At 66.6% G+C, this 10,040-nt stretch carries 14 protein-coding genes and 2 tRNA genes; 5 read left to right on the plus strand and 11 right to left on the minus strand.

Annotated elements, in window-relative coordinates:
* Positions 1-17: 17 nt before the first annotated feature.
* Both VD964_RS09760 and VD964_RS09765 read left to right on the plus strand, forming a co-directional pair.
* Entirely contained in the window at positions 18-806 is a 789-nt protein-coding gene (locus VD964_RS09760) for an amino acid ABC transporter ATP-binding protein (RefSeq protein WP_324868031.1), read from the plus strand.
* 162 nt (positions 807-968) lie between these two features.
* Positions 969-2,054, plus strand: coding sequence for a histidinol-phosphate transaminase (locus VD964_RS09765; RefSeq protein ID WP_324868033.1), 1,086 nt, complete (start codon positions 969-971; stop codon positions 2,052-2,054).
* A gap of 319 nt (positions 2,055-2,373) precedes the next feature.
* Here VD964_RS09765 and VD964_RS09770 read toward each other — a convergent pair whose 3' ends face one another.
* The 6 genes from VD964_RS09770 to VD964_RS09795 all read right to left on the minus strand — a co-directional run bounded on the left by VD964_RS09770 (position 2,374) and on the right by VD964_RS09795 (position 6,485).
* Positions 2,374-2,619: a hypothetical protein gene (locus tag VD964_RS09770; protein ID WP_324868035.1), complete on the minus strand. Its 246-nt coding sequence runs from the start codon at positions 2,617-2,619 to the stop codon at positions 2,374-2,376.
* Positions 2,620-2,768: 149 nt separating this feature from the next.
* A complete protein-coding gene (locus VD964_RS09775) occupies positions 2,769-3,386 on the minus strand; it encodes a GNAT family N-acetyltransferase (protein WP_324868037.1) in 618 nt (205 codons plus the stop codon).
* Positions 3,362-3,796 carry a GNAT family acetyltransferase gene (locus tag VD964_RS09780; protein WP_324868039.1) on the minus strand — a complete coding sequence of 145 codons (435 nt, stop codon included), beginning with the start codon at positions 3,794-3,796 and terminating at the stop codon, positions 3,362-3,364. The genes VD964_RS09775 and VD964_RS09780 overlap by 25 nt, the downstream gene beginning before the upstream one ends.
* Positions 3,793-4,695, minus strand: a complete 903-nt coding sequence (locus VD964_RS09785; RefSeq protein ID WP_324868041.1) for a sulfurtransferase — start codon at positions 4,693-4,695, stop codon at positions 3,793-3,795. The genes VD964_RS09780 and VD964_RS09785 overlap by 4 nt, the downstream gene beginning before the upstream one ends.
* A 52-nt stretch (positions 4,696-4,747) precedes the next feature.
* A complete protein-coding gene (locus VD964_RS09790; RefSeq protein ID WP_324868043.1) occupies positions 4,748-5,455 on the minus strand; it encodes an alanyl-tRNA editing protein in 708 nt (235 codons plus the stop codon).
* A gap of 28 nt (positions 5,456-5,483) precedes the next feature.
* A complete protein-coding gene (locus VD964_RS09795) occupies positions 5,484-6,485 on the minus strand; it encodes a cysteine synthase A (RefSeq protein ID WP_324868045.1) in 1,002 nt (333 codons plus the stop codon).
* A 28-nt stretch (positions 6,486-6,513) separates the two neighbouring features.
* Between VD964_RS09795 and VD964_RS29895 the strand changes: the two genes are divergently transcribed.
* The gene (locus VD964_RS29895) at positions 6,514-6,579 is read left to right on the plus strand and encodes a PTPA-CTERM sorting domain-containing protein (RefSeq protein WP_414637116.1); all 66 of its coding nucleotides are present in this window, start codon (positions 6,514-6,516) and stop codon (positions 6,577-6,579) included.
* Between the two features lie 31 nt (positions 6,580-6,610).
* Here the strand turns inward: VD964_RS29895 and VD964_RS09800 are convergent, their stop codons facing one another.
* Together VD964_RS09800 and VD964_RS09805 are read right to left on the minus strand one after the other, a co-directional pair.
* Positions 6,611-7,219, minus strand: coding sequence for an NUDIX domain-containing protein (locus tag VD964_RS09800; protein WP_324868047.1), 609 nt, complete (start codon positions 7,217-7,219; stop codon positions 6,611-6,613).
* Between the two features lie 85 nt (positions 7,220-7,304).
* Positions 7,305-8,321 (minus strand): S1C family serine protease, encoded by a 1,017-nt coding sequence (locus tag VD964_RS09805; RefSeq protein ID WP_324868049.1) that lies wholly within the window; start codon positions 8,319-8,321, stop codon positions 7,305-7,307.
* Positions 8,322-8,537: 216 nt separating this feature from the next.
* On the opposite strand from VD964_RS09805, the gene VD964_RS09810 reads away from it, so the two are divergent.
* Complete coding sequence (locus tag VD964_RS09810; RefSeq protein ID WP_324868051.1) at positions 8,538-8,717, plus strand: hypothetical protein; 180 nt, start codon at positions 8,538-8,540, stop codon at positions 8,715-8,717.
* Between the two features lie 98 nt (positions 8,718-8,815).
* A complete protein-coding gene (locus VD964_RS09815) occupies positions 8,816-9,055 on the plus strand; it encodes a hypothetical protein (RefSeq protein WP_324868053.1) in 240 nt (79 codons plus the stop codon).
* Between the two features lie 8 nt (positions 9,056-9,063).
* Here VD964_RS09815 and VD964_RS09820 read toward each other — a convergent pair whose 3' ends face one another.
* The 3 genes from VD964_RS09820 to VD964_RS09830 form a co-directional block, all read right to left on the minus strand.
* The gene (locus VD964_RS09820; RefSeq protein WP_310113378.1) at positions 9,064-9,318 is read right to left on the minus strand and encodes a hypothetical protein; all 255 of its coding nucleotides are present in this window, start codon (positions 9,316-9,318) and stop codon (positions 9,064-9,066) included.
* A 264-nt stretch (positions 9,319-9,582) separates the two neighbouring features.
* Positions 9,583-9,658: transfer RNA gene (locus VD964_RS09825), tRNA-Asn, on the minus strand.
* A gap of 242 nt (positions 9,659-9,900) precedes the next feature.
* Positions 9,901-9,974: transfer RNA gene (locus tag VD964_RS09830), tRNA-Cys, on the minus strand.
* Positions 9,975-10,040: the final 66 nt, after the last annotated feature.

Raw genomic sequence — 10,040 nt, forward strand, 5'->3', positions numbered from 1 at the left:
AAGGGAGACCACGACCAATGTCCCAGGCCATGTCCCAGGGCACCGCCAAGGCCAAGCACATCCTCAGCGGCGAGGAAATCATCCGCTGCACGGGCGTCAACAAATGGTACGGCGAATTCCACGTCCTGAAGAACATCGACCTCAACGTCCAGAAGGGCGAGCGAATCGTCGTCTGCGGCCCGTCGGGCTCCGGCAAATCGACGATGATCCGTTGCCTGAACCGGCTTGAGGAGCATCAGAAGGGCACCATCGTCATCGATGGGATCGAGCTGACCAACAATCTGAAGAACATCGAGCTGGTCCGGCGCGAAGTCGGCATGGTGTTCCAGCACTTCAACCTGTTCCCGCACCTGACCGTGCTGGAGAACTGCACGCTCGCCCCGATCTGGGTCCGCAAGAAGCCGAAGGCGGAAGCGGAGGAGATCGCGATGAGCTACCTGAAGCGGGTGCGCATCGCCGAGCAGGCCCACAAGTACCCCGGCCAGTTGTCGGGCGGCCAGCAGCAGCGGGTCGCCATCGCGCGGTCGCTGTGCATGAGCCCGAAGGTGATGCTGTTCGACGAGCCGACCTCGGCGCTCGATCCCGAGATGGTCAAGGAGGTGCTGGACGTCATGATCGGCCTGGCCGAGGACGGCATGACCATGCTGTGTGTGACGCACGAGATGGGCTTCGCCAAGTCGGTCGCCGACCGCGTCATCTTCATGGACCGCGGCGAGATCGTCGAGCAGGACACACCGGACAATTTCTTCTCGAATCCGAAGTCCGATCGCACGCGCCTCTTCCTCAGCCAAATTCTGAATCACTGACCCCGGCTGCGGACCGGCGGTTACGTCCGGTCCGTCATTCGGAAACAAAACACCTCGGAATATGGTGCGCGGCGCAATGTCCTGTAGCGCTGCGCACCGGTTTGCGGTTCAATCGGTCGCCTGACGTGCTGTTCGACCGAATCGCTCACGGAGACCGAGGTTATGGACCTGCTCAGCCCCCGTCCCAGCGTTGGCCAGATCAAGCCGTATCGTCCTGTTCGCCCGCCCCGCGACGGCCGCCGGTGGATCGACCTGTCCCTGACCCACAATCCGCTTGGACCCAGCCCACTGGCCTTGGACGCCTATTGCGAGGCGGCGGCCCGGATCCACTGCTATCCCGACTGGGACCAGGATCCGCTGCGCCACGCCATCGCGCGCCGTCACTCGATCGACGCCGACCACATCGTCTGCACCGCCGGATCGGAGGAACTGATCCATTTGGTCGCCCAGGCCTTCGCCGGTCCCGGTGACGAGGTGCTGTGCCACGAGCGCGGTTATCGCGGCTTCGTCAAGGCGATCCGTGCCACCGGCGCCACGGCGGTCGTCGCCGCGGAGCGCGACATGGTGGTGGACGTGGAGGCGATGATCGACCGCGCGACGGAGCGCACGCGGATCTGCTTCCTCGCCAACCCGAACAATCCCACCGGCACCTACATCCCGGCGGAAGCCGTGCAGCGGCTGCGCGCCGGCTTGCCGTCGCACACGCTGTTGGTGCTCGATTCGGCCTATGCCGACTATTGCCGGATGCCGGATTACAGCGACGGGACGGAGATCGTCGAAAATTCCGACAACGTCCTGCTGATCCGCACCTTCTCCAAGATGCACGGGCTGGCCGGCCTGCGGGTGGGGTGGGGGTACGGCCCCTCCACGGTGATCGAAGCGGTGAACGCCATCCGCGGCGCCTTCAACGTCTCGCTCCCCGCCCAACTGACCGCCGCCGCTGCGCTGAGCGACGCGGAGCATGAGGAGGCGACCTTCGCCCACAATGCGCAGTGGCTGCCCTGGCTGTCGCGCGAGTTGGAGCGGGTGGGGTTGCGCGTCTATCCCAGCGTCTGCAACTTCGTGCTGGCCCGCGTGCCGACCGACCCGTCGCTGGGAACCCAGGCGGTGATCGACCATCTCGCCCGGCGCGGCATCCTGGTGAAGCCGGTCGCCGATTATGGCCTGCCCGATTGCCTGCGCATCACCGTTGGTCGCGAGGAGGAGAACAAGGCGCTGGTCGTGGCGCTGGCCGAGATTCTCGGCTGAGGGCAGGGGGTTTCGAGGCGATCAGAAGACAGAGATTTTCACCGCTTTTGATGCAGATCAACGAAAGACATATCCGTTTTCGGATAAGGTCCGTGTTGTCTCTAACCCTCCCTGTATCACTGAACCGGAGCATCCGCATGGATGTCTCCGGTTTTTCTTTGCGGGGAGGGCCGCCGGTGAAAAGCGCCGCTCCGTTGACATGCATCAACGCGGCAGGCGGGGTGAGGGCGTAGACCTATGACTGTCTCTAACCCTCCCTGTTTCACAGGAGGCTCCGGTTCCGGTGCCTCCTGTTTTTTTGCCCGCAATCAGGCTCGGTTCAAGACGGCGGACGGGAGCGGTTCCAGCGCAGGATCAGCCCGAGCAGCGACAGCGGCACCACCACCACGGCGCCGATCAGGATATAGGGCAAGGCCCAGCCGCCGGCTTCGACCAGCAGCGCAGCGATGTCCTGCACCGTTTGCCAGCTGTTGGTCAGGATGCTGGCCGGGTTGATGTTCAGAAACGACAGCACGAAGCCGACGACGAAGCACAACACCAGCGTCCGAATGATCCAGCCTACCAAGGCCCCATCTCCCGATCGTCACGGCGGAGCTTCCGCCTCGCCCGAAGGAACGCGCCGGCCCGCAAATGGGTTCCGGCATCCCGCGGTAGATGGGGCGGGGTGGACGGGGTGGTCAAGGGGGAGGGGCGTCGGCTGACGCCAACCCGGCCTCACCCTGCGAGCGGAATATGCTCCCCCGCGCTACGCGGCAGAACGCCGTCCAACCGCGGGTCGCGGACTTCGCGGGCGACGTGGCGGGTGGGGACGAAGCCCATGCTCTGGTATAGCGGCAGCGCCTTCGGGTGGTCGAATGTGCAGGTGTTGACGACCAGTTTGGACGCACCGCCCTCCCACGCCTTGCGAATGACCGTGTCGAGCAGCCAGGGGCCGAGCTTGTGGCCGATGAAATCGGGGATCAGGCCGAAATAAGCCAGATCGGTCTCGCTGGTCCGCCGGTCCAGTTCGGCAAAGCCGGCCGGGGTGCCGTCGACATACAGCACCCAGACCTCCACCAGCGGGTCGAGGATCGAGCGCTCCAGCTCCTTGCGCGGCATGCGGCGGCGTTCGTGCCACAGCCAGGGCTCGCCCACCGTGTCGTAGAGATAGCGGTAGAAGGACCAGGTCGGCGGGTTCGCCCGCACCAGCGACAGGTTACCCTTCGGTTGGCGCACCGGCTCATGGGCCGGCGGCGCGGTCATCTGCAGATAGGTGACGATCACCGGCAGATGACCCGGCCGGCTGGCGGCGGGAACGTCGGGGCGGTTCAGGGAGAAGGGTTGGTCAGCCATTTTTGCATCATTGTGACGGGCGATCTGGCATAGCCGAGGCGTTCGTAGAAGGCCAGAACCCGTTGGTTGGTCTCACGGACGAGGAGTTGGGCCTTGGGCATGCCGGCGGCAACCAGCCAGCCCTCCGCTTCCGCCACCATGCGGCGGCCGAGGCCGTGGCCTTGCCGGTCAGGGTCGACGGCGACGTAATAGATCCAGCCGCGATGACCATCCTGCCCGACCATGGCGGTGGCGACGATCCTGCCGCCTTCGACCGCGGCAAGCACCGTCGAACTGCTCTTCGACAGCGCCAGTGCGAAGTCCGCCGCCGGGTCGTTCCAGGGCACCACCAACCCGCAGGCGGTCCACAGCGCAACGACGGCGTCGCGGTCCTCCGCGCTGCAGGAGCGGACGGTAACGGGACTGGTCACGGCTGCCGGGCTTCGGCTTCCCGCGGTCCGGTTTCCAACGGCAGATCCTCGCGCAGGCCCCATTCGGCCCAGGATCCGTCATAGATCGCCACGTCCGGCTTGCCGGCGGCGGCGAGGCCCAGCGCAATGACGCAGGCGGTGATGCCGCTGCCGCAGGAAGCGACCACCGGCCGGTCGAGGTCCAACCCGGCGGCTCGCGCCTTGGCGGCGATGGCGTCCGGCGCCAGCAGGGTCTTGACGTCCGGGTCGATCAGGTCGGTATGGGGAAGATTGAAGCTGCCGGGAATCCGGCCGCTGCGCCGGCCCGGCCAGGGCTCTGCCACCGCGCCTTCGAATCGCGGCTGGGCGCGGGCGTCGGTGATCTGGTCGGCTTTCGCATCGATGTTGGCGAGCACCTGATCGGCGCTGCGGATCAGTTCCGGCCGCTTGCGCGCGGTGAAGCTCGCCGGCTGTACCGGGGCTGGCTCGCCCGATTCGGTCGGGCGTCCTTCCGCCAGCCATTTCGGCAGGCCGCCGTCCAGCACCGCCACCCGGTCGAAGCCGAACAGGCGGAACAGCCACCAGACGCGCGCCGCCGCGGTCGCCATGCCGGCGGTATCATAGACCACCACCGTGTCACCGTCACCGATGCCCAGTGCGCCGATCTTCGTGGCGAAGGTCGCCTCGTCCGGAGCCATGTGCGGCAGCGGGTGGGTGTCCGGCGCCGCCACCTCATCGACGTCGCACAAGCGGGCGCCGGGGATGTGGCTCGTCGCGAACTCCGCCCGGATGTCGCGCTTCAGGGCCGGCATATGCCAGGATCCGTCGAGCAGCTTCAGCCCCGGCCGGCCGAGGTTGCGGGCGAGCCAGTCGGTGGAGACGGCGGGGCCGGTCAGCGGTTCAACGGTGCTGTCGCTCATGCTGCGCGTCCTTAAATTGGATCGTTCGGGCAGAGAATCGCCGGGTAAGCAGTCAGTCCTTCAGCGCGATGACGACGCGCCGGTTCTGCTTGCCCTTGTTTTCGATCTTCGTCACCTCGATTCCGCCGATTTCGCCGGTGCGGGCGACATGGGTGCCCCCGCAGGGCTGCAGATCGACACCCTCCACGCTCAACAGGCGCACCCGGCCGCTGCCGGTCGGCGGCTTCACCGACATGGTCCGCACCAGTTCCGGCTTCGCCGCCATGTCTTCGTCGGTGATCCACTGGGTGCCGACGGGCGTGTCGGCGGCGATCAGCCTGTTCACCGCCTCCGTGATGGCATCCTTGTCCAGCGATTCGGCCGGGACGTTGAAGTCGAGCCGGCTCTTGTCCGCGCCGATCTGTCCGCCGGTGACCGATCCCGGAACCACTGCGCACAGCAGGTGCAGGGCGGTGTGCATCCGCATGTGGCGGTAACGGCGCTCCCAATCGATCACGGCCTCCACCGCGGTGCCGGGGGCGGGCAGGTCCTGTCCATCCTCCGGCACATGGATGACGTCGTCGGGGCCGCCGTCGCCCTTCACCGTGTCCTTGATGCGGACTTCCAGCCCGTCGAAGCTCAGGACCCCGCTGTCGCCCGGCTGGCCGCCGCCGGTCGGATAGAAGACGGTGCGGTCGAGCCTGATGCCGCGCTCGTCCACCGCGGTGACGGTGGCGATACAGCTGCGGGCGTAGGCGTCCTCGCGGAAAAGCGCGTCCATGTCTCCCCTGGGGCTCCCTTGGAAGGAATCAGGCCAGCCAGTCTGGCACGGGAAGATTCTTCTCACGGAGGAAGTCAGGATTGAAGAGCTTCGATTGGTAACGCTGCCCCCCGTCGCACAGGATGGTCACCACCGTGTGGCCGGGGCCGAGGTCGCGCGCCACCCGTATCGCCGCAGCGATGTTGATGCCCGACGAGCCTCCCAAAACCAATCCCTGCGTCTTGATCAGGTCGAAGACGATCGGCAGCGCCTCCTCATCGGGGATCTGCAGCGCGTCGTCGATCGGTGCGTCTTCCAAGTTGGCGGTGATGCGGCCCTGACCGATGCCTTCGGTGATGGAGCTGCCTTCCGACTTCAGCTCCCCCTTCGTGTAGTAGCTGAACAGGGCGGCGCCCATCGGGTCGGCCAGCGTGATGCGAATGTTCGGGTTCCGCTCCTTCAGCGCCAGCGCGATGCCGGCCAGCGTGCCGCCGCTGCCCACCGCGCAAGTGAAGGCGTCCACCTTGCCGCCGGTCTGCTCCCAGATTTCCGGGCCGGTGGTGGTGCGGTGGCCTTCGCGATTGGCGGTGTTGTCGAACTGGTTGGCCCAGACGACGCCGTTCGGCTCCGTCTTCGCCAGTTCCTCGGCCAGCCGGCCGGAATAGCGGACGTAATTGTCGGGGTTGGAATAGGGAACCGCCGGGACGAGGCGCAGGTCGGCGCCGATCAGGCGCAGCATGTCCTTCTTTTCCTGGCTCTGCGTCTCCGGCATGACGATGACGGTGCGATAGCCCAGCGCATTGCCGACAAGGGCCAGCCCGATGCCGGTGTTGCCCGCGGTGCCCTCGACGATGGTGCCGCCGGGACGCAGAACCCCGCGCTGTTCCGCGTCGCGGACGATGGCGAGCGCGGCGCGGTCCTTCACCGACCCGCCCGGGTTCAGGAACTCCGCCTTGCCCAGGATCTCGCAGCCCGTCGCCTTCGAAGGCCCTTCCAGGCGAATCAGCGGCGTGTTGCCGATGGCGCCGATGAAGCCGTTGCGGATGTCCAAGGCGGGTACTCCCAAGGTCTGATGTGGATTGCTGCCGATACTATCAGGTCTGGGGTCGGCGGTTTCAAGGCAGGGGTGTGAAATGCTGCATTGAACGGCTTTTCCGTGTGAAAGGGCGGACGTGTTCAGGACTGGAGCCAGCGCTTGCGCAAGGACTCGCGGTGGCGGGCGAGCCAGCCGATGGCGATGATGGCGACGGAGTTGCGCAGGCGGTTCTCGTCCATCATGCGGATCACCTCATCCGCCGGCAGGGCCATGATGCGGATATCCTCGTGCTCTTCCTCCAGCCCGCCGGTGGTGGCGAGGTTGCGGCTGTCGACCCGGCCGCAGAAGACGGTGACCAGTTCGGTGAAGGCGCCGGGGCTGACGTAATAATCGCAGATTTGCTCGATCTCCCGGATTTCGCAGCCGGCCTCCTCCAGCGATTCGCGACGCGCCACGTCTTCCGGCGTCTCGCCTTCACCGACCATGCCGGCGACGATCTCGGTCATCCAGGCAGGGCCGCCCGCCGCGGCGGAGCCGACGCGGAATTGTTCGATCATCACCACGGTGTCGCGGTCAGGATCGTACAGCAGGACGCCCACGGCCTCGCCGCGGTCGCAGACCTCGCGCGGAGGCAGAACGTCGGTCCAGGTCCCGTCGAACTTCTTGTGGCGCAGGCGGTAGACGTCGATGGTGAGGAAGCCCTTGTAGGGGGTCTTCTTGTCGAGGATCTCGATGTCGGGATGGTTCATGGTCGGCGCGGTCCCACGGGATGGCTGTTGCCGGCAGGGTGCACCGCCGGGACAGAGCCGACAAGCACGCGGCCGGGTGGTGCGGTCAAAGGGTAGGATTCAGCCGCAGGAATCGTACGCGATCGGCCGATGGTATGGGTACCGGGGTCAGGGTGGCGCCGCGCATCACCTCCAGCGGGACGACCACCCCCGCCGGCCCAAGGCCCCAGAGCTTGCGGTAAAAATCGGCCAGTCCGGTGAAGCGCTGCCCGCCGACGCCGACGATCCGGTCGCCGGGACGCAATCCTGCCGATTCGGCCGGGCTGCGCGGCGATACCTTCTCCACCGTCAACTGGCCCATCTCCTCCCGCAGGGTGACGCCAAGCCAGGGACGCGCCGGCTCCTGCCGCTGCCCGTAGGCGAGCAGGTCGGCCAGGATCGGTTCCAGGGCGGAGACGGGGACGAACATGTTGCCGGGAAGGCCGCGGCCCTCCATCGCCTCCATCACCAGAAGCGATCCGATGCCGACCAGCCGGCCTTCGCGGTTCACCAGGGCGGCGCCGTTGAAGGCGCGGATCGGCGGGAAGGTGAACAGCGCCTCGTCCAGCAGATACTCCCAATAGCCGGCGAACTCCCGCTTGCTGACCACCTTGACGGCGGTGGCACCGCGGCCGTCGCCGCCGCTCAGCGCCAGCAGCGTATCGCCTTCCTTCACCGCCGCCGAATCGGCCAGCCGCAGCCAGGGCGCCTGGAATCCCAATTCCGCCCGCAGCAGGCCGAACCCGCTGACGGGATCGTAGGCGATCATGTTGGCGGGATAGCTGCGCCCGTCGGCGGCGGTGACCTGGATCTGCGAAGCCTCCATCACCGTGTAGCCGATGGTCAGGATCAGGCCGGAGCCGTCGATGACGACGCCGCTGCCCTCGCGCTCCGTTCCCAGGCTGCGGGCGCTCTGGCTGTCGGGCGGCACGACGGCGCGGATGCCGACGATGGAGCGGACGACGCGCTCCGGGTCCAACTGCTCCGGTTCGGCCGCCGGGGCCGGTCCGAAGGCCAGAGCGAAGGCAAGGAACAGAATGCCGGCCGCCCAGCGCGGCGCGACCGGTGTTGAGACGACCCGCATGACACCGCACTCCCGCGCAATGGCAGGGCCAGAGGGCACCCCCGGTGCCGCGCGGCCCTGTCCGTCGCGACTCGGGTGACAGAGTCATGACATTGCGTGCGAGTCGCCGCGCATCAAGCCGTCATTCGTCTTGAGCCCGGCAGGAGGCACGGAAACATACCGGGGCCGCCCGCTGTTGTCCTGTGCGACCCAAGAGTCATACGGAAAGGCGATATCATGCCCATCAACAGCGATCAGGACCTGGAACGGGCGGTTCAGGAGTTCCAGCGCCTGAGCGACGCGCCGGAGGAGTCGGAGGAGGGACGCCGCCGCAGCGTTCTGGACGCGGACATCAAGGCGTATTACGCCCAGTGCGCCAACACGCTCCGGCCGGGGAAACCGCCCTCCACGGGTTGAGGGGAGGGATCGCGGCAACCGCGGCAACCGCGGCAACCGCGGCAACCGGGCGGGGCGGCCGGCAATGAGGCCTGCCATCAGAAGGAGACCGGTCCGCGATGAAGCGACTCGACACCTGCTACACCTGCCGATTCTGGGAGGGGCAGGGGCTCCGCCAGCGCGGGCCCAAGGGGACCTGCCGGCGCTATCCGCCGGTGGTGACCCCGCGCAGCCCCGAAGGCGATTTCCCCATCACCCTGTCCACCGACTGGTGCGGGGAGTGGAAACGGGTCGCCGTCACGGCCGGCGCCGATCCCTCCGACCCGGACGGGACCATCTACGACGATCTGGTCGAGTAGACCGGGCGTCAGCGCGGATGGGGCGGGATGACCAGGACCGGCGTGTTCTCGTAGGCCTGCGGCCTGCTGTCGGTCGCCGTCCCGTCCCAATCGGCGCTGAAGGCCAGCAGGGCCAACAGCACGGCCGCGAAGAACAGCAGGATGGCCGTGACGCAGTCGATGGTCCGGACCGGTTGTTCGCCGTTGTCCGGCGATCGACGATGGCCGGGGCCGTCGACCGGGGGGGCGGTGCGGAAGCGTTCGGACTGGAATGGCAGAAGCACGGCGAACCTCCATCGTCTGGAGACGCCCGGCCCACGACTTAGGTCCGGAATTGTTATCAAGTCTAACGCCATGCGGCTTCGCGTGGCATTTCGCTTCCGGCAAGTCTGGATCGTCTTTTGGGTCTAGTTCTGAGTAGAGCGGGCAGCCGTCGGACCTAGCCCGGCCGCTTTAAACCGAATTCGGGTACTGAAGCGCCACAGTCAAGCGGCAATAGCCGGAAAAGAGAAAAGGCCGGATGCGTTGGGCATCCGGCCTTTTCAATCTGGCTCCCGGTGCTGGACTCGAACCAGCGACAAGCGGATTAACAGTCCGCTGCTCTACCAACTGAGCTAACCGGGATCGGTGACCGACCTTTCGGCGGGCGCCGTTGTTGGCGTGGCGGGTGTATAGCCGAACCATTCGGCCCTGCCAAGCCAATTCCGACAGAAAAACGAATTTATTTTCGGAAGTGGGCGAGCAGGCATTTCATCAGCGAAAACAAGGCACAAACGCAAAAAGCCCCGCCGGAGCGGGGGCTGTGGTCGGGCCATTGCCTGGGGCTTTGGCCGTCGTCCGTCACTGTATCGTCAAACCGTCAGGTATGGAGGCACGGGCGGGAATCGAACCCACGTACACGGATTTGCAGTCCGCTGCATCACCACTCTGCCACCGCGCCATCCTGACCGGCACCGGCGCGCCGTTTCCGGTGCGCCCTCGGTGTGGAGCGGTGGTATAGCGGCAC

The sequence above is a fragment of the Azospirillum sp. genome, from assembly GCF_035628975.1.
Taxonomy (GTDB): Bacteria; Pseudomonadota; Alphaproteobacteria; order Azospirillales; family Azospirillaceae; genus Azospirillum.

Coding starts and splice junctions, on each gene's coding strand:
- VD964_RS09805 (WP_324868049.1), bottom strand. CDS start 8,321: ATGCGGGTCGTCTCAACACCGGTCGCGCCGCGCTGGGCGGCCGGCATT.
- VD964_RS09810 (WP_324868051.1), top strand. CDS start 8,538: ATGCCCATCAACAGCGATCAGGACCTGGAACGGGCGGTTCAGGAGTTC.
- VD964_RS09800 (WP_324868047.1), bottom strand. CDS start 7,219: ATGAACCATCCCGACATCGAGATCCTCGACAAGAAGACCCCCTACAAG.
- VD964_RS09790 (WP_324868043.1), bottom strand. CDS start 5,455: ATGGACGCGCTTTTCCGCGAGGACGCCTACGCCCGCAGCTGTATCGCC.
- VD964_RS09815 (WP_324868053.1), top strand. CDS start 8,816: ATGAAGCGACTCGACACCTGCTACACCTGCCGATTCTGGGAGGGGCAG.
- VD964_RS09765 (WP_324868033.1), top strand. CDS start 969: ATGGACCTGCTCAGCCCCCGTCCCAGCGTTGGCCAGATCAAGCCGTAT.
- VD964_RS09785 (WP_324868041.1), bottom strand. CDS start 4,695: ATGAGCGACAGCACCGTTGAACCGCTGACCGGCCCCGCCGTCTCCACC.
- VD964_RS09775 (WP_324868037.1), bottom strand. CDS start 3,386: ATGGCTGACCAACCCTTCTCCCTGAACCGCCCCGACGTTCCCGCCGCC.
- VD964_RS09760 (WP_324868031.1), top strand. CDS start 18: ATGTCCCAGGCCATGTCCCAGGGCACCGCCAAGGCCAAGCACATCCTC.